Raw genomic sequence first — 18,461 nt, forward strand, 5'->3', positions numbered from 1 at the left:
AATTTTTTCAATCAAAACTTTACGTATCATTTAATCAAGAAACAGATTACTTCGTACCTCGCAAAGACGTTAATATTTAACTTATAAACTAGCTTTTTATTCAACAACAATTTTCTTTGTAGATTTTCTAACGCCATCACTTACATTTAAAATGTACATGCCAGATTGCGCATTGTTTAGTTGTATTTCTTGTTTAAAATCACCTACATTAGGATATTCTTTATTATAAATACTACGTCCTCTAATATCAAAAACATTAACAAAAATACTTCGTTCTAATGAACCATTTAATTGAATATTAAACATGCCTTTATTTGGGTTTGGAAATACAATAAAATTCTCAAAACCAAACTCTTCAATATCTAAGGTAGGCATAATATTTAAAGTATAATCTTCAACTTCACCATCAAAACCATTTTCGCAAGCCGTTGGTTGTCCATCATCTTTAAATTTAGTTGATACACGCATTATGGTATTTCCCAAAAGTGCTGTTAATGGTACCGTTATAGAACGTGGCGAGTTGCCCGTTGTTCCATTTGCAACATTACTTGCATCACCTAAATTGTATTCTTCTCCGGCATCATTAAAACTACAGTTTTGGTTCCAGTCTATCCATACTTTTGTACTAGTTATAAAATCGCCATCAGTATTTGCCTTTACAGTTAAGTTATACGAACTATTTCTATTAACATTAGTAGAAATATTAGTATAGTTACTATAGCCAGATGGTTTAGCGGAATTATTGTTTATGGTATTAAATTGTACTGAAGTTGTACTTGTTTCATACTCTGTGTTTGCTACCGAAGCACATACACCATTATAAAAAGGAAGATTTACACCCTTATTTTTTGTTTTGCTAGTTGCTGTTCCTGTAATTGTTATTGGATAATCGCCTAACGGAACACCTGTTAAATTACTAACTGTCATTGTCACACTTCCTGAGGTATTTAAACTAGCAGGCGAAAAACTAACCATAGAACTTCCTGGATTTCCAGAAGCACTAAATACCGTATTTTCAGAAAAACCATTCGCTGCAACATAATTAAAATGAAAAGTAACTGAAGTAGCGCTACAAGCTATAGGATCTATAGTTTCTTCAACCATAAAAAAATCTGGAGTTGTTGAAATTGAAAAATCAAAATCCGATACATCGTAAAAAATATTATTTGCAGCTTCAACTAATAATCTTGCGCTTGCTGTATCAGGAATTGCAGGTACAGTATATAGGTGTGTTCCATCATTTGGTGTGTTTGTTGCTATAGTAATTGGAAATGTTAGTCCGCCATCGGTAGATAACTTAATATTCACATTCTGGCAATTTATAGTGCCGTTTGTTGTTTGTCCAACTACCCAATTAATAGTAACGTTATTCCCTTGAGCCCAACTTACAGGGTTAGAAACCGTAAATGGTGTAACTGCTTCAACAGTAATTTTCATGGTATCATAACTGCTTTGTGCACCACTAGCGTTTAATGGATTTCTATCTCTTACTGTTAAAGCCCAATTTAAATTTCTTGCTACAGTTGATACCGTTTCCCAATCGCTACCTAAAGTAGGGTTGGTTTGTGTGGTATTACCATCTAAAACACTACTAAATTTTGGTATATATCTATTAGAATCGCTACTTGGTGGCAACGACCTATTTATAGAACCAGACACCAAATTTGGTCCAAAATTTAAATAATTTACAATACCGCTATCAATTTGTTCCCAGCAATAGGTTAAATTATCACCACTATCAGCATCGGTTGCAGAACCTTTTAAAACGTATGCTGTACCAGCAGGAATATTATAATCGGCACCAGCATTTGCAATGGGTGGATTATTAGTGATTGCTTCTGTTGTTTGGCATTTACCAATAATGTTATTCAAAATTTGTTTTATGCTATGGTAATGAAAATATGGATCGCTATTTAAAGCAACATTATTACTGCCTTCAATACCTGCATACGCCATTATGGTTGTTCCACTTCCAGGTTCGGCGTTTACACCCGTACCTTCACTATCAAAAGCCCAGGTATGGTTTGCTCCCATTTGATGCCCTATTTCATGAGCCACAAAATCTATATCAAATGTATCACCTTCTGGCATTGCGTTGGCTGGTGATGTAAAACCACTACCTTTATTATGGTCTGTAGTACTTGGTGTATCATCAGTACATACACAACCTATACATCCAGCTATACCACCACCACCTGTTGCGCCAAACAAATGTCCAATATCATAGGCGCCATTTCCAATAGTGTTGGTTAAATTGTTTTGTAACTGAAGACTCCAGCCATTTGTATTCTCAAAATTATCTTCATCTGCACCAACACTTGCAATTGAGTATGGATCGGTTGAAGCATTTGTATAAATTAGTTGTGTAGCGTTTATAAGTTCAAACGTAATTGCCATATCGGTTTCAAATACTTCATTAACCCTAGTAAGTGTTGCATTTATAGCAGCTAAAGCATCGGCAACTGCATCGCCATTACCAGGAATACCATCATCATGATACGCTGTATATTCACCAGTTACAGAAATAGCTATTCTAAATTTTTGAAGTGTTTTGTTGTTTGCGCCACCTTCATTTATACTAATTTTTGATGTTATATCACTTTTGTTTAATGTACCATTTATAGCATCAACGGTTTTACAGCTAAATCTATTTCCCTTATTAGTTTTAGAAGTTCTATTATATAAAACATAGTCTTTTGATCCTTTTGAAACTGGTTGCATGTAAACATCTGGTTTATCAACATAAGAAATCATGGTTTGTACACCTTGAGGCGACACACTCATACGTAATCTAGTTCCAGAATTATTGGTACTTAAACCAACATACGATTTTATATTTGGGTATTTTTCAGCTAAATCTGGCGCAAAAACAGATGCTTCATAAATTTTAAAGGTTTCCAATTTTCCATCTTCAGCTGGAACTGAAATTACAATTGACTTTCCTTTTGTTTTTGAATTTCTTGAAACCGTAGCTGACAATGCCGTTTTTAATGATGCAATATCCAATTCAAAACCATGTGCTTTACTTTTATCTAAATGTAATTTTGAAAGTTCCTCAGAATCTTTAATACCTTCAATTTTTTTCCAAGAAGAATTTTGAGATGTTGCCGAAAATATGGCTAAAAACATTGCTATTGATAAAACATAATGTAGTTTTGCTTTCATAAGTAGATATTATTGTTTTCAATGGTCATATGGTATTGCCTTATACTTACAAATATTTTTTAAAATGTATTATAACGGCAATTTCATAAAAGATATTTGGGACTATTTTAATAAACAGTTATAGCAAATCTAACTTTTTTTAGTCAAATTGCCAATTATTAGCTTGTTATGAGCAAAATTAAAAACATAAGTACTTACAAATTAACAGAACCTACAATTGTTACCATTGGTACATTTGATGGCGTTCATGTTGGGCACCAAAAAATTGTTAATCGCTTAATTAATAATGGTAAAGAATTCCATTTAAAATCGGTTATCCTTACGTTTTTTCCACATCCTCGCATGGTGTTGCAAAAAGATTCTGGCATTAAACTAATAAATACCATAACCGAACGTGGTGCCATTTTAGACGCTCTTGGTTTAGATTACTTACTTGTTAAAAAATTTACTAAAGCGTTTTCTAGACTTTCGGCTGAAGATTTTGTAAAAACCATTCTTATAGACAAGCTAAACGCCAAAAAAGTAATTATTGGTTATGACCACCGATTTGGAAGAAACAGAAATGCTGATATTAACGATTTAAAGAAATTCGGAGCTATTTATGGGTTTGAAGTTGAAGAAATTTCAGCCCAAGATATTAATGACGTTGCTGTAAGTTCAACCAAAATTAGAAAAGCTTTAGAAGAAGGCAACATTACCAAAGCCAATGCATTTTTAGGTTACCCATTTATGCTAACAGGCAAAGTGGTTAAAGGAAAAGCTTTAGGCAGACAAATTGATTACCCTACTGCCAATATTCAAATTGCTGAAGATTATAAATTAATACCAAAACATGGCGCTTACATTGTAAGTTCAATAATTAACAAACAGTTAGTTTACGGCATGATGAATATAGGTTTTAACCCAACCGTTGATGGCGATGAAGAAACAATTGAAGTTCATTTTTTCAATTTCAATAAAAATATTTACAACAAAACCATTCAAATAGATTTATTACACAGGCTTCGCGACGAGCAAAAATTTGAATCGGTTGAAGCCTTAAAATCACAACTAGAAACAGATAAACAAACCTCATTAAACTACATAAAATCGCATTTTTAATAAATTTGATTTTACTTTCAAAACACAGCAAATTATAGTCTCAATTCATTAAATTTGTCGCTTAAATTTTTCAAAACATGTTACAAGTCCCTTTTATTAGAGAAAACAAAGATTTGGTAATTACCCGATTAGCAAAACGAAATATTGATGCTACTGAAATGATACATGACGTCATTTCATTAGATGAAGACCGTCGTCGTATCCAAACCGAACTAGATAATACACTAGCAGAATCGAACGCACTTTCAAAAGAAATAGGGAATTTATTTAAATCTGGCGAAACCCAAAAAGCAAATCTTTTAAAAGAGAAAACAAGCCAATTAAAAGAAACTTCAAAAACATTAAACGACGATTTAAATACTAAAACGGAAGCTTTAAACCAATTACTTTATAAAATTCCTAACATCCCAAACGAGATAGTTCCTAACGGAAAATTAGATACTGACAATGTAGAGGTTTACAAAGAAGGCGATATACCAGTATTACACGAAGGTGCTTTACCACATTGGGAATTGGCAAAAAAATACGACATTATCGATTTTGAATTAGGCAACAAAATTACAGGTGCAGGTTTTCCTGTTTACAAAGGAAAAGGTGCCAGATTGCAACGTGCTTTAATTGCTTATTTTCTTGATAAAAACACAGCAGCAGGTTACACCGAATACCAACTACCACATTTAGTAAACGAAGCATCTGGTTTTGGCACTGGGCAATTACCCGATAAAGAAGGGCAAATGTACCACGTAACCGAAGATAATTTATATTTAATACCAACTGCCGAAGTACCTGGAACTAACATTTTTAGAGATGTAGTTTTAAATGAAAGCGAATTACCAATTGGTATTACTGGCTACACGCCATGTTTCCGTCGTGAAGCTGGAAGTTATGGTGCACATGTACGCGGATTAAACCGTTTACACCAATTTGATAAAGTAGAAATTTTACGTGTTGAACATCCAACAAAATCGTATGAAGCTTTAGATGGTATGGTTGAACATGTAAAAACCATTTTACAAGAATTAAAATTACCTTACAGAATATTAAGGCTTTGTGGTGGCGATTTAGGCTTTACCTCAGCCTTAACCTACGATTTTGAAGTTTTCTCTACAGCACAAGACCGTTGGTTAGAAATTTCGTCAGTATCAAACTTTGAAACTTTTCAAGCAAACCGTTTAAAATTACGTTTTAAAAATAGCGATGGCAAAAACGAATTGGCACACACCTTAAACGGAAGTTCGTTAGCATTACCACGTGTTTTGGCTGGTATTTTAGAAAACTACCAAACAAAAGATGGCATTGTAATACCAGAGGTTTTACAAGCTTATACAGGTTTTAAAATTATAAATTAAATAAATGCATTATTAAAATTTCAAAACACTCATTTTTAAGCATGTAAAATGAGTGTTTTTTTATGCAATAACATTAAACTACAAAACAAAAAATAATAAGTTTTTTCTTATTTATTTACAACAAACGCTCTAATTTAATCGATTAAGTGTAAATTTAATACGTTTTTTAACGATTTTAAATCGTTTTGTTTTGCGTATTTAGAAATATTTTAGAAGTTAGAGCACCCAAATCTATTAAACCTACTAACCATGAAAAATATTAAACGCTTCGTAATTTTAATTACACTTGTTTTTGTTGCTAGTTTAGTGTTCTTTTCAGATTTTCATATTACTAAACCTGAAAACAACACTACTGCCATTGTAAGTAAATAAGGGATTCGTTTCTTTATAAAAAAACTGTCCCCAATCAGTATTACATCGTTTTTTATATTAACGGTAGTTAATGGAACTTTTATTTTGGTTGGTTAGTGCCCGAATTTTTATTCGGGCATTTTTTATATTTATATTAGCAGTAGCTACAAACCGTATTTGTTATCTTTACCACATCAACCACAAAACCCAATAAATATAATCACGTGAAAATCCTTTTTATTTTATGTTTTCTGGTTAGTGCCCAAATGCTTTCGCAAAATGATGCATCAGCAAACGACTACTATAAAAATGGTAACTTTGAAAAAGCCCTGTATGAATATAAAAAGTTATATGCTCAATCGCCTTCAAACATTAATTATATTTTTCAAATAATAAGTTCACATCAAGAACTTGAGCAATACAATGAAGCCGAATCGTTTCTACTAAAAATAATGGAACGTGTAAATTATCCGTCGTTTACGGTAGAATTAGGTTATAATTACCAACTTAAAAATGATACTGACAAAGCTAATCTTAATTACCAAAAGGCGCTTGAAAGCATCGATTTAAATCCAAGCAACGTATTTTCAATTGTTAGAAGTTTTGAATCTCACGCACTTACAAACCAAGCCATTATTGCTTATGAAAAAGCTATGTCAAAAAACCCAAACTATAATTTTAGTTTACAATTGGCAAAATTATACGGCGAACAAGGCAACATAGAAAAAATGTTTGTAAGCTATATAGATTTTGCACAATCAAACCCAATAGCGCTAAGTAATATTAAACGCGCTATTAGTGAATTTATAAGTGAAAATGGCGAAACCGAAAACAACTTATTACTTAAAAAAATATTACTTAAAAAAGCACAACTAGACCCACAAATTATTTGGAACGATTTGTTAAGTTGGCTATTTATTCAGCAAAACGATTTTAAAAAAGCATTTGCTCAAGAAAAAGCTATTTTTAGTCGCCAACCCGAAAACCTATACAAAATTGAAGAATTAGCTGATATTGCTTTTAGTAAAAATGAGTTTGAAACTGCCAAAGAAATTTACACCTACATAACTACAACATCACAAGATTTAGATTTGCTGCTTGAAGCACATTACAACTTATTACAATTAGAAACCAAACAAAGCACAGCAACCAATTACAGTACTATTGATGTTGCTTACCAAGATTTATTTAAAAAATATGGCACATTTGCCCAAACATTAAAACTTCAAATTGCCTATGCTCATTTTTTAGCTTTCAATAAAAACGAAACCCAAAAAGCAACCAAGTTTTTAGAAGAAGCTTTAAAATTACCACTAACTGAAATTCAACAAGCCGACATAAAACTAGAATTAGGCGATATTTTAGTACTACAAGAAAAATTTAATGATGCTTTAATTTACTACACACAAATTCAGCGTAATTTAAAAAATAGCACGCTTTCGCAAACAGCACGCTTTAAAGTAGCTAAAGCAAGTTATTATAAAGGCGATTTTAAATGGGCAGAATCGCAACTTAAAGTATTAAAAGCATCAACATCGCAACTTATTGCCAATGATGCTCTAGATTTAAAGCTACTTATTACAGATAATAAATACGACGATTCACTTCAAATAGCCTTAAAACGGTATGCTAAAGCCGATTTATTAGCTTTTCAAAACAGAAATGATGATGCTATTTTGCTTTTAAACACCATACTACTAGAGCATAAAACCGAACCCATTATTCCGCAAGCTTTATTTAAACAAGCAGAATTATTTGAAGAAAAAGCACAATTTGATAAAGCCCAAGCAAACTATGAAACCATTATTCAAAATTATAGCGATGGTATTTTAGTTGATGATGCCTATTTTAAGTTGGCCGAACTTTACGAAACCAAATTAAACAGTCCAGAAAAAGCAAAACCTTTATATGAAAAAATTATTTTCAATCATGCCGATAGTATTTACTTTGTTGAAGCTAGAAAACGATATCGCGCTTTACGTGGTGATGCTATTAATTAAACTTAAGCTATTAGATTAAAGACCAATAACTAACAACCAAATGATAATATACAACGTAACATCAAATATAGATGAAAGCATTCACAACCAATGGCTAAAATGGATGAAAGAAGAACACATTCCGCAAGTTTTAGCAACCGGAAAGTTTGAAAAAGCTACATTAGTAAGGGTTTTAGTTGAAGAAGATATGGGTGGTGTAACCTATTCTGTGCAATACAAAACACCATCTCGCGAAGCCTTAGAAGCCTATTACAAAGAAGATGCACCAAAATTAAGAACAGAAATTCTTAAAAAGTTTGCCGATAAAGTATTAGCCTTTAGAACCGAACTTGAAATTATTGATGAGTATTCGGTTACCTTCAATTGACAATTAACGCTTAGCAATAGTAAATTCTCAATTATCAATCGTTAACTTAGCAGTGTAAAAGTCTTCAATCCTTAAACATTCGTGAATTAGTGGCAAATATTCCAAACCAACATCAAGTAAAAGCAAAAAAGCATTTAGGACAACATTTTTTAAATGACGAAACTATTGCGCAAAAAATTGCCGATACACTTACCTTAAAAAATTACAAAACGGTTTTAGAAATTGGTCCAGGTATGGGTGTGCTTACAAAATATTTGCTGCAAAAAGATGTAACAACACACGTTATTGAAATAGATACCGAATCGGTAGCATACTTACAAGCCAACTACCTAAATCTTGCTCCAAGAATAATTGAAAAAGACTTTTTAAAATACGATTTAAACCAAGTATTTAAAGGCGAACCCTTTGCTATTATTGGTAATTTTCCGTATAATATTTCAACACAAATTGTATTTAAAACTTTGGACATGCGCGACCAAATTCCAGAGTTTTCAGGCATGTTTCAAAAAGAAGTAGCCGAACGTATTTGCTCTAAAGAAGGCAGTAAAGTGTATGGCATTTTATCTGTTTTAACACAAGCGTATTATGATGCTGAATATCTGTTTACAGTACCGCCATCAGTATTCAATCCGCCACCAAAAGTAGATTCTGGTGTGTTGCGTTTAACTAGAAAAACAGACTACACATTACCATGTGATGATGCTCTTTTCTTCAAAGTAGTAAAAACAGCCTTTCAACAACGCAGAAAAACCATTCGTAACAGTTTAAAAACACTCAATTTAAGCGATAATTTAAAAGCAAATGGTATATTTGACAAACGTCCAGAACAATTAAATGTACAGCAATTTATTGAGCTAACACAATTAATTGAAAAAGACATGTAAACATCGCATTTTGTCTGAAGAAATAGAAAACATACAATTTGAATTAACCGATGATTTAATCAATCAGGTAGAACGTCTTATTGAAGCAAACAATGATAAAGCGCTTCAAAAACTTTTAAAAGACTTTCACTACGCCGATATTGCCGAAATTTTAGATGAATTAGATTTAGATGAAGCCATCTACATCATCAAACTACTAGATTCGGAAACCACTGCCGACATCTTAATGGAACTCGATGAAGACAATCGAGAAAAAGTATTAAGAAACCTATCTTCTAAAGAAATTGCCGATGAAATTGGTGAACTTGATACCGATGATGCTGCCGATATCATTTCAGAACTTCCAGAAGATCGTAAACGCGAAGTAATCTCGCACATTGAAGATAAAGAACATAAAGCAGAAATTGAAGAATTACTAGCTTATGATGAAGATACTGCGGGTGGACTTATGGCAAAAGAGCTTGTTAAAGTTTATGAAACTTGGACCGTTGCAGGTTGTTTACGTCGCATACGTGGACAAGCAAAAGAAGTAACCCGTGTACATTCCATTTATGTAGTTGATAAACAAGATAAATTGGTTGGTCGCCTATCATTAAAAGATTTAATTGTTGCAAAAAGTGACCAAAAAATAGCCGAAATATCAAACGCAAGTGTAGATTATGTTAATGTACATGATGACGCTGAAGATGTTGCCAAAGTAATGCAGAAATACGATTTGGAAGCCATCCCAGTTGTTGATGACACACAAAAGCTTTTAGGAAGAATCACCATTGACGATATCGTTGACGTGATGAAAGAAGAAGCCGAAAAAGATTATCAATTAGCTGCAGGTATTACCGCCGATGTTGAGGCCGATGATAACATTTGGGAATTAACAAAAGCACGCTTACCATGGCTACTAATAGGTATGTTTGGCGGTTTAGGAGCTGCAAGCATTATTAATGGGTTTAGCGATGCTATGTTAAAATACCCAGCACTATTAATGTTTATCCCACTTATACAAGCAACAGCAGGAAACGTAGGCGTACAATCATCGGCTATCGTGGTGCAAGGTTTAGCAAACGACACTTTAGATGGCAGTATACTAAACCGCCTGTTAAAAGAATTCCTATTAGGCTTGGTAAACGGTCTTGCCATTGCGTGTATCGTGCTACTCATAAGTCATTTCGCCTTCAAAACCACCTATTTAGAGTCGTTAACTATTTGTATCGCGCTTATTTCCGTTATCATAATGGCAGCACTAATAGGCACATTCATCCCCATATTTTTAGATAAACGGGGTATTGATGCCGCCGTAGCCACAGGACCATTCATAACCACCAGCAACGATGTATTTGGTATTTTAATGTACTTTTTAATAGCCAAACTAATACTCGGTTTTTAAATACTTTGGGCGTTACCCTATCGGGTCGGGCTTTACGTTGCAAGTCCTCGCTCGTACCTCGCTGTGGGCTTTTCACTACAATCCCTAACGCGAATATCAGCTAAAAAACGTCATGCCGAACTTGTTTCAGCATCCCATAATAATTACTTTTGATTTATTAAACAACCAAACTTTTGTTTTTAAGGTAAAAACCATGAAAATCCTTCACCTAGATACCAACCACGAACTTCTAATCAACCAACTAAACAATTTAGGTTTCACCAATCATGAAGATTATACCTCTTCAAAACAAGATATAGAAGCTAAAATTTCAGAATACGATGGTATTATTTTAAGAAGTCGTTTTTCCATAGATAAGCAATTTTTAGATGCCGCCACCAACCTAAAATTTATAGGAAGAGTTGGTGCAGGTTTGGAAAATATAGATTGCGATTATGCCATTTCAAAAGGCATCGAACTTATTGCAGCACCCGAGGGCAACCGCAATGCTGTTGGCGAACATGCTTTGGGCATGCTACTATCACTATTCAACAAATTAAATAAAGCCGACCAAGAAGTTAAAAATGGCAAATGGCAGCGCGAAGCCAACCGAGGTATTGAACTAGATGGACGAACTGTTGGCATTATAGGTTACGGTAATATGGGAAAAGCCTTTGCTAAAAAATTAAGAGGTTTTGATGTTGAGGTATTGTGTTACGATATTAAAGATGGCGTAGGCGATGCCAACGCAAAACAAGTAGCGTTAAATGAATTTCAAGAAAAGGTGGAAGTTGTAAGTTTACACACGCCACAAACACCACTAACTTTAAGCATGGTAAACTCAGAATTTATCAATGGTTTTAAAAAACCGTTTTGGTTTATCAATACAGCACGAGGTAAAAGTGTAGTTACGAAAGATTTGGTTTCAGCATTAAAATCTGGCAAAATCCTTGGTGCGGGATTAGATGTTTTAGAATACGAAAAAGCATCGTTTGAGGATATGTTCACTTCAATTATGCCAGAACCTTTTCAATATTTAATAACTTCAGAAAACGTATTGTTAACCCCACACATAGCTGGTTGGACCGTTGAAAGCAAGGAAAAATTGGCACAAACTATTGTAGATAAAATTAAAGCAAAATTTTGTTAACTTTAGAGTTCTAAAGCTAACACCATGCTATACCAAGCCAATTCGCCCGAAGATTACATAAACCAAGTACCTGAAGAACGCCAACCTATACTTAAAAAATTACGTTCAGAAATCACTAAAAATTTACCAAAAGGTTTTCAAGAAGGCATACAATATGGCATGATTGGGTATTTTGTTCCGCATAGCTTGTATCCAAACGGGTATCATTGTAGCCCTAACGAGCCACTACCATTTATGAGTTTTGCATCGCAAAAAAACTCTATAAACGTTTATCACATGGGCGTGTACGCTAAAAAAGAATTGTATGATTGGTTTGTAACAGAATATCCAAAACATAGCAAGCGCAAGCTAGATATGGGTAAAAGTTGTATCCGTTTTAAATACATTGACGATATTCCATTTGAACTTATTGGTGAACTAGCCTCAAAAATGACGGTAACTGAATGGATTTCCGTTTACGAACAAGCCTTTAAAAAATAAACTATAAAATTAACTATTATGAAATTAGGTGCCTTTTCTATTAGCCTTAGTGTTAAAGACATTAAAGTGTCAAAACAGTTTTATAGTTTTAGATCAACATGTATAATATAAATTGCAACTACAATACAGATGAAAAAAAGAGTTACAGGCATTGGTGGTTTGTTTTTTAAAACCAACGACCCAAAAGCATCAAAAGATTGGTACAAAAAACATTTAGGATTTAATACCGATGATTATGGATGCACATTTTGGTGGAAAGATAAAGAAGGAAACGATTGCTCAACCCAATGGAGTCCGTTTGCAGAAAACACTAAATATTTCGAGCCTTCAAAAAAAGAGTTCATGTTTAATTATCGGGTTGAAAATTTAGAAGAACTCCTTAAGGTTTTAAAAGAAGAAGGCGTAACCATTGTTGGCAACATGGAAGAATTTGACTATGGAAAATTTGGTTGGATTTTAGATAATGACGGTAATAAAATAGAACTTTGGGAACCTAAAGACAGTGCTTTTTTGTAAAAATTTGAAATAACACCCCAAAAACCATCAACCAAAAACCACCAACCACATGCTTGAAACTTTCAACCTAACAACACTACAATGGATTTCTATTGGCTTTGCAGGGTTTATTTTAGGATTATCAAAATCGGGCATAAAAGGCATAAGTATTATTATTGTCATTATTTTGGCTTATGTTTTTGGCGAAAAAGCTTCAACGGGCATTTTATTACCCATGCTTATTTTTGCCGATATTTTTGCAGTTGTTTATTATAACAAACATGCGCAGTGGCATTATATTATAAAACTGTTGCCTACTATGATTATTGGGGTTTTGGTAGGTGTTTGGGTTGGTAATCATATTTCCGAAGTGGTTTTTAAACGCATTATGGCAGTTATCATTATAGCATCTGTTTTCATTATGTTTTTTATGGAAAACCGAAAAAATAGTGCTGTACCTACTAATAAATGGTTTTCTAATTCGGCGGGGTTTATGGCAGGTTTTACAACCATGGTTGGTAATTTGGCTGGACCTATTTCCGATGTTTATTTTCTGGCGATGCGTTTACCAAAAAACGAATTTATAGGTACTGCGGCTTGGTTATTTTTTATTGTAAATGTGTTTAAGCTACCCTTTCATATTTTTGTATGGAATACAGTAAGCATGGAAACGTTAACCTTAAACACGGTTTTAATACCCACTACTATTTTAGGCTTTTTCTTAGGTGCTTATATTGTAAAACTAATATCGAATATAAATTACAGACGTTTTGTGTTTATTGTAACTGCTTTAGGTGGAATTGTTATGTTGTTTAGGTAACATAAAAAGTTTTACATATGTTTTTTTATTACTTTTAAGGTACTAACTATAAAACAGTTAATCATGCAAGAAGAAAAAAATTTAGGAGACGATTTAAAACACAAAGCAAAAGAATTTGCTGAAGATGCTAAAGAAGCTGCAACCGAGTTTACAGAAGAAGCCAAACAAGTCTAAGTGATGGTAAAAACGTGGCAATTATTGCGCACATTACGTTAATTGGCTGGATTATAGCCTTGGTAATGAACAACGGTAATAAAAACGAATTAGCTTCATTTTACATTAGGCAAATGTTGGGTTTAATGATTATATCGTTCCTTTTATATTTTATACCTCTTGTGGGTTGGGTATTAAATTTAGGCTTAATTGCCCTTTGGGTAATAAGTTTAATAGGTGCTTTAGAAGGACAAAAAAAATTAGTACCAATTGTAGGTGAGTATTTTCAAGATTGGTTTAAATCTTTATAAAAGACAAAGCCCTAAACACAGTTTAGGGCTTTGTTATAATTATTTTACAGAAATTAAATGCGTTTCAATTGTGTTATTAAACCAAATTGTTAACACATACAAACCAGATTTAAATTCACTTACATTAATAGTTGTTTCAAAATTATTTTTAAATTTTATGTTTTCTTTTTCTACTCCAAACATATCATGCAGTGAAGCTTTAATTTGTGTACCTGTATAAGGTATGTTATTAGCATCTACTAAGTTTATATAAACAATATTGTTTGTAGGATTTGGATGTACTTTAAAAACTGTAGATGATTGACTACTTTTTAAGGCTATTGAAGTGTTTAGCGAATTACAATTACCAACAAAATCATCGGTAAAAACAGAATTTACTCCGCATCCATTACTAACCGAAACAGTAAAAGCTACATTGCCACTAAAGTTTTTTGAAAATTTTAATATAAACCCATCATTTGTAAAGCCAGCAAAAGTGTTTAAAGGCATACCTGCAACTACTACACTGTAATTTAAAAAACTACTTTTATTACTTATTGTATAAGGTACATAATGATACTTTGTATCACAAAACTCATTTTCAAAAGACCCTCTAGCTACGTTAAAATTTGGTGGCGAACCACCAAAAATATTTTTTTATACACTGTACGATTGACCACAACCATTTGATATATTTGCAGTTAAAGTAACGTCTCCGCTACCTATTAAATTAAAAGTAACTCCCGTATTGGTAATACCACTTAAAGTACCAACATTATTATTAGATAAACTCCAAGTTACTATTTGCCCAGGTAATACATTTTCTGATCCAAAATTAAATATACTGCTGCCATTACAAATTGTTGAAGCACCAGAAATGGCTGTGATGGTTTTGGCAATACTAGAACGTGAAACGGTACATGTTTTTAAAGATTGTGCTACTCCATTAATATAGGGTGTAACTAAAACCGAAGACGGCAAATTGCCTGCAGAGTTAGGTGTTAACGTTATGCTATTAGCCGTTTGGCTAACCAATGCCCAACCAACATAGCTCCAATTATAAGTTACAGTTGCACCACTAGGTATATTTGCAGCTGCTACCGTAAATGTTTTAGGGCTCAAATTATCGCATGCTAAACTTAATGTTGATGGAGACAAAGAAAATGATGGAAGTGGTGTTTTGATTAATGGATATTAGCAACTTTGAGTTTTTGCACTTGTATCAGTTTTACACTCAATATATATACTACTTCCAGTAACTTGAATATCGCCTGCTGATATATTTGCTGTAATCTGCCCATTAAATTCTGTATTGTTATTTGTCCAACTACCAGATTGAACAATATTACTTGCTTTTGATGTTCCAATAGAACCAATAGCATATTTTAATAGAATATCCAAATCACAATTACCAACAACTTGATTTGATGGTTTTGTCAATTTAAAATTAATAGTAATACTATTATTTGCATTCGAACCGAAATCTATCAAACTGCAATTAGAAATAGTAGATTGATTATTAACCAATACATTTGTTATAGTGGTTGTAATTTGAGCATAAGATTTACATATTAAAATGAGTGTAAATACTAGAATAAATTTTAGTTTCATTTTATAAATATTAGTTTTTATAAAACCTTTAAAATTATTTTTCTAAATGTATTTGTAAACCTAAAGCAAATCTAAAATCATTTGAAGTGTGAGTATCAAATTCTGTAGAACTATAGTCTAAAGTAAGTTCTAATCCTACACTACTATTAAAATAAATAACAGGTCCTGCTTTAAATCTATAATTCCTACCATTGCTAACTGAAAAATTTTTGGTTTTTGAATAATAATAATTGTAATTAGCATCTGCAAAAACATTTATTCTTTTTTCAGGATTTAAGAAGTAGTATCTAATAAAAGGTCCCATCCCAAAACCTATGTTTGAAGGGCCACCGCTAGGTTTCCCGTAGTTAAAATTAGCATTTAAACCTCCTGCAAATTGGTTGGTAAAAAAATAACCTATATTAGGGTAAAGCCCTATTCCATGTGAAGATCCTAAGGATTCTCCATTTTCTCCTTTAATTTCAGAATTATAAAAATTTCCACTTCCTCCTACCATCCAATTTCCTTGGGTAATTTGGGCATTTAGTGTTGTAGCAATAGCAAATACTAAAAAGAAAAATAATGTTAATGTTTTCATGTTGTTAATAATAAATAGGTTAATTTTTGCAAATTGTTTTAAGTTAATAAACTTATAGTTTGTTTACTAAATTATTTTTTTGTTTGCTTATAACCTATATGTTTTTACCTATGTAGTCTATAAATTGTGGTCTATATGGTTGTGGTTAGTCTATTAAAAAAACGAGGTTGCCTAAACCCTGTTTGTTTAAAATACTTTAAACAAAAAAACTAGCGCTAGTTAAAAGTACTTTTTGGCTTTTACTATTATTTGTATAGACTAAACAAAAAATAGTATTGGCATTACAAATGTAAAAAAAAAAAAAAACAAGAAAATGCAACTTTTTTTGTAAAAAATGGTTTATTTGTTAAAAACACAAAAAAGCGTTACGGGTTTACCGTAAGAAAAGAATTTCACTATAATAGTTTTGTGTAGATTGCTGAAATTCAATTAGAAAGATTGCTTAGGTCATCTTGCTGTCGCAATAACGTTAATCATCATTACTTTCCATAAGTTTACGCTCTAACTCTGCTTGAAATTCTTCCATAACAGGGCGAACGGTGCTTTCGGGTAAGTCGGCAATTTTAATATACATTAAACCATCTACGGCATTATTAAATAATGGGTCTACGTTAAACGCTACTAATTTGGCGTTTTGCTTTATGTACTTTTTTAATAGCACTGGTAAACGCAACGCTCCTGGTTCAATTTCATCAATTACCTTATCAAATTTATTTAAATCTGCTTCGGTTTCATCAAATACAAAGTCTTTATCGGCATCCTTTAATTTTACCTTAAATTCTTTTTTAGGATGTACATATTGTGCTATATATGGGTCATAATAATGCGATTTCATAAACTCAATCATTAGTGATTTTGAGAAGTTTGAAAACTGATTACTGATACTTACACCACCTATTAAAAACTTATGTTCGGGGTAACGAAGCGTTGTGTGTACAATGCCTTTCCAAAGTAAAAATAAGGGCATTGGTTTTTGTTGGTATTCTTTTATGATGAATGCACGTCCCATTTCTATAGATTGGCTCATCATTTTATGTAGTTCGGGTTCAAATCTAAAAAGGTCTTGCAAATAAAAACCATCTATACCATAATTTTTAAAAATTTCTGAACCCAAACCCATTCTGTAAGCTCCTGCAAGCACATTACTTTCATTATCCCATAAAAACATATGGTGGTAGTAATTATCAAACGCATCTAAATCAATCGCTTCATTGGTGCCTTCACCTACTTCTCTAAATGTGATTTCGCGTAAGCGACCAATTTCACGAAGTATATTAGGTATTTTATTTGCCTGCGCTAAAAAAACTTCGTAGTTTTTACTTTGTAATAACCTAGAATCATCACTGCGCAAAGCTTCAACTTCTTGCATCATTAATTCTGTTGCTACTGGTGTAACAATACGTTTTGGGGTTTTTGGGGTTTTTAAAGTAGATTGTATATTGTCTAATATTTTCGGTTTATCTTCAAAAGCATTAGAAAGCATATAGGTTTTTCGTCTTAAAAATTCTGAAAAATCCTCAAGAGATGTATGTTCTTTTTGGTCTTCTACAGAAATTGGTTTTCCTATACGAACTTTAATTGTGCGTCGTTTTTGGGTTAATACTTCCGAAGGTAATTTAGCGGTTCTAAACGTGTCGCTAATTTTTGAAAGTTTGTAAAATAGTCTACTGTTTTTAGCATGAAAATATATAGGAACTACAGGAACTTCTGCTTTTTTAACCAATTTCATGGCAGAAGCTTCCCATGGTTTATCAACCACTAATTTGCCATCTCTATAAGTAGAAACTTCACCCGCTGGAAAAATACCTAATGGGCGACCTTCTCGTAAATGAAGAATTGAATTTTTAAATCCAACAAGGCTAGATTTAACATCTTTTCGATCTTCAAACGGATTTACAGGCATGATGTAAGGTGCCATAGGCTCGATACGGTGCAATAAAAAGTTGGCAATTATTTTAAAATCGTTTCGTTGCTCCAACATTAATTTTAAAAGCAATATACCATCAATACCTCCTAGCGGATGGTTTGACACGGTAATATAAGCACCATCTTTGGGCAGCCGTTTTAAATCTTCCTCTGGAATCTCGAATTTAATTTGAAATTCATCTAAAATTTTATCTAAAAATTCGACACCTTCTAGGTGTTTATGGCGTTTGTAAAATTTATTTAAGGTAGATATTTTTAACACTTTCATAAGTAACCAACCTATAAACGTTCCTACAAACCCATAGTTATCTACGTTTATTACTTTAGCTACTTCTTTAGCTGAGACTAATCCTGAATCTTGTTGTTTGGTCATGACTGT

General features: G+C 32.7%; 18 protein-coding genes. 12 read left to right on the top strand and 6 right to left on the bottom strand.

All coding sequences use genetic code 11. From position 1 onward, the window contains the following. Nucleotides 1-96 precede the first annotated feature (96 nt). Nucleotides 97-3,165 carry a zinc-dependent metalloprotease gene (locus ACFQ1R_RS09605; RefSeq protein WP_379925954.1) on the bottom strand — a complete coding sequence of 1,023 codons (3,069 nt, stop codon included), beginning with the start codon at nucleotides 3,163-3,165 and terminating at the stop codon, nucleotides 97-99. A 168-nt stretch (nucleotides 3,166-3,333) separates the two neighbouring features. Here ACFQ1R_RS09605 and ACFQ1R_RS09610 point away from each other — a divergent pair, with 168 nt between their 5' ends. The 12 genes from ACFQ1R_RS09610 (at nucleotide 3,334) to ACFQ1R_RS09665 (ending at nucleotide 13,989) form a co-directional block, all read left to right on the top strand. Continuing rightward, complete coding sequence (locus tag ACFQ1R_RS09610; RefSeq protein WP_379925955.1) at nucleotides 3,334-4,266, top strand: bifunctional riboflavin kinase/FAD synthetase; 933 nt, start codon at nucleotides 3,334-3,336, stop codon at nucleotides 4,264-4,266. Nucleotides 4,267-4,343: 77 nt separating this feature from the next. After that, entirely contained in the window at nucleotides 4,344-5,615 is a 1,272-nt protein-coding gene (gene serS / locus ACFQ1R_RS09615; protein ID WP_379925956.1) for a serine--tRNA ligase, read from the top strand. Nucleotides 5,616-5,864: 249 nt separating this feature from the next. Next, nucleotides 5,865-5,987, top strand: a complete 123-nt coding sequence (locus ACFQ1R_RS09620; RefSeq protein WP_379925957.1) for a hypothetical protein — start codon at nucleotides 5,865-5,867, stop codon at nucleotides 5,985-5,987. A gap of 203 nt (nucleotides 5,988-6,190) precedes the next feature. After that, complete coding sequence (locus tag ACFQ1R_RS09625; RefSeq protein ID WP_379925958.1) at nucleotides 6,191-7,966, top strand: tetratricopeptide repeat protein; 1,776 nt, start codon at nucleotides 6,191-6,193, stop codon at nucleotides 7,964-7,966. Between the two features lie 40 nt (nucleotides 7,967-8,006). Further along, entirely contained in the window at nucleotides 8,007-8,333 is a 327-nt protein-coding gene (locus ACFQ1R_RS09630; RefSeq protein ID WP_379925959.1) for a DUF4286 family protein, read from the top strand. A gap of 98 nt (nucleotides 8,334-8,431) precedes the next feature. Next, nucleotides 8,432-9,217, top strand: a complete 786-nt coding sequence (gene rsmA / locus ACFQ1R_RS09635; RefSeq protein WP_379926328.1) for a 16S rRNA (adenine(1518)-N(6)/adenine(1519)-N(6))-dimethyltransferase RsmA — start codon at nucleotides 8,432-8,434, stop codon at nucleotides 9,215-9,217. A 10-nt stretch (nucleotides 9,218-9,227) separates the two neighbouring features. Continuing rightward, the gene (gene mgtE, locus ACFQ1R_RS09640; RefSeq protein WP_379925960.1) at nucleotides 9,228-10,601 is read left to right on the top strand and encodes a magnesium transporter; all 1,374 of its coding nucleotides are present in this window, start codon (nucleotides 9,228-9,230) and stop codon (nucleotides 10,599-10,601) included. A 193-nt stretch (nucleotides 10,602-10,794) separates the two neighbouring features. Further along, nucleotides 10,795-11,730, top strand: a complete 936-nt coding sequence (locus ACFQ1R_RS09645) for a 2-hydroxyacid dehydrogenase (protein ID WP_379925961.1) — start codon at nucleotides 10,795-10,797, stop codon at nucleotides 11,728-11,730. Between the two features lie 24 nt (nucleotides 11,731-11,754). Then, the gene (locus ACFQ1R_RS09650; RefSeq protein WP_379925962.1) at nucleotides 11,755-12,210 is read left to right on the top strand and encodes a DUF1801 domain-containing protein; all 456 of its coding nucleotides are present in this window, start codon (nucleotides 11,755-11,757) and stop codon (nucleotides 12,208-12,210) included. 129 nt (nucleotides 12,211-12,339) lie between these two features. Beyond that, nucleotides 12,340-12,726, top strand: coding sequence for a VOC family protein (locus ACFQ1R_RS09655; protein WP_379925963.1), 387 nt, complete (start codon nucleotides 12,340-12,342; stop codon nucleotides 12,724-12,726). A 49-nt stretch (nucleotides 12,727-12,775) separates the two neighbouring features. Further along, the gene (locus ACFQ1R_RS09660) at nucleotides 12,776-13,525 is read left to right on the top strand and encodes a sulfite exporter TauE/SafE family protein (RefSeq protein WP_379925964.1); all 750 of its coding nucleotides are present in this window, start codon (nucleotides 12,776-12,778) and stop codon (nucleotides 13,523-13,525) included. A gap of 188 nt (nucleotides 13,526-13,713) precedes the next feature. Then, complete coding sequence (locus tag ACFQ1R_RS09665; RefSeq protein WP_379925965.1) at nucleotides 13,714-13,989, top strand: hypothetical protein; 276 nt, start codon at nucleotides 13,714-13,716, stop codon at nucleotides 13,987-13,989. Between the two features lie 39 nt (nucleotides 13,990-14,028). Here ACFQ1R_RS09665 and ACFQ1R_RS09670 read toward each other — a convergent pair whose 3' ends face one another. The 5 genes from ACFQ1R_RS09670 to ACFQ1R_RS09690 form a co-directional block, all read right to left on the bottom strand. Next, nucleotides 14,029-14,478: a T9SS type A sorting domain-containing protein gene (locus ACFQ1R_RS09670; protein ID WP_379925966.1), complete on the bottom strand. Its 450-nt coding sequence runs from the start codon at nucleotides 14,476-14,478 to the stop codon at nucleotides 14,029-14,031. Nucleotides 14,479-14,625: 147 nt separating this feature from the next. Further along, nucleotides 14,626-15,126: a hypothetical protein gene (locus ACFQ1R_RS09675; RefSeq protein ID WP_379925967.1), complete on the bottom strand. Its 501-nt coding sequence runs from the start codon at nucleotides 15,124-15,126 to the stop codon at nucleotides 14,626-14,628. A 36-nt stretch (nucleotides 15,127-15,162) separates the two neighbouring features. Then, nucleotides 15,163-15,579 (bottom strand): hypothetical protein, encoded by a 417-nt coding sequence (locus tag ACFQ1R_RS09680; RefSeq protein ID WP_379925968.1) that lies wholly within the window; start codon nucleotides 15,577-15,579, stop codon nucleotides 15,163-15,165. A gap of 34 nt (nucleotides 15,580-15,613) precedes the next feature. Continuing rightward, nucleotides 15,614-16,156: a hypothetical protein gene (locus ACFQ1R_RS09685; protein ID WP_379925969.1), complete on the bottom strand. Its 543-nt coding sequence runs from the start codon at nucleotides 16,154-16,156 to the stop codon at nucleotides 15,614-15,616. A 469-nt stretch (nucleotides 16,157-16,625) separates the two neighbouring features. Beyond that, entirely contained in the window at nucleotides 16,626-18,455 is a 1,830-nt protein-coding gene (locus ACFQ1R_RS09690; protein WP_379925970.1) for a GNAT family N-acyltransferase, read from the bottom strand. Nucleotides 18,456-18,461: the final 6 nt, after the last annotated feature.

It is taken from the genome of Mariniflexile jejuense (assembly GCF_042675665.1).
In the GTDB taxonomy this organism is placed as follows: Bacteria; Bacteroidota; Bacteroidia; order Flavobacteriales; family Flavobacteriaceae; genus Mariniflexile; species Mariniflexile jejuense.

Coding starts and splice junctions, on each gene's coding strand:
- ACFQ1R_RS09605 (WP_379925954.1), bottom strand. CDS start 3,165: ATGAAAGCAAAACTACATTATGTTTTATCAATAGCAATGTTTTTAGCC.
- ACFQ1R_RS09610 (WP_379925955.1), top strand. CDS start 3,334: ATGAGCAAAATTAAAAACATAAGTACTTACAAATTAACAGAACCTACA.
- serS (WP_379925956.1), top strand. CDS start 4,344: ATGTTACAAGTCCCTTTTATTAGAGAAAACAAAGATTTGGTAATTACC.
- ACFQ1R_RS09620 (WP_379925957.1), top strand. CDS start 5,865: ATGAAAAATATTAAACGCTTCGTAATTTTAATTACACTTGTTTTTGTT.
- ACFQ1R_RS09630 (WP_379925959.1), top strand. CDS start 8,007: ATGATAATATACAACGTAACATCAAATATAGATGAAAGCATTCACAAC.
- ACFQ1R_RS09645 (WP_379925961.1), top strand. CDS start 10,795: ATGAAAATCCTTCACCTAGATACCAACCACGAACTTCTAATCAACCAA.
- ACFQ1R_RS09650 (WP_379925962.1), top strand. CDS start 11,755: ATGCTATACCAAGCCAATTCGCCCGAAGATTACATAAACCAAGTACCT.
- ACFQ1R_RS09655 (WP_379925963.1), top strand. CDS start 12,340: ATGAAAAAAAGAGTTACAGGCATTGGTGGTTTGTTTTTTAAAACCAAC.
- ACFQ1R_RS09660 (WP_379925964.1), top strand. CDS start 12,776: ATGCTTGAAACTTTCAACCTAACAACACTACAATGGATTTCTATTGGC.
- ACFQ1R_RS09670 (WP_379925966.1), bottom strand. CDS start 14,478: ATGCCTTTAAACACTTTTGCTGGCTTTACAAATGATGGGTTTATATTA.
- ACFQ1R_RS09680 (WP_379925968.1), bottom strand. CDS start 15,579: ATGAAACTAAAATTTATTCTAGTATTTACACTCATTTTAATATGTAAA.
- ACFQ1R_RS09685 (WP_379925969.1), bottom strand. CDS start 16,156: ATGAAAACATTAACATTATTTTTCTTTTTAGTATTTGCTATTGCTACA.
- ACFQ1R_RS09690 (WP_379925970.1), bottom strand. CDS start 18,455: ATGACCAAACAACAAGATTCAGGATTAGTCTCAGCTAAAGAAGTAGCT.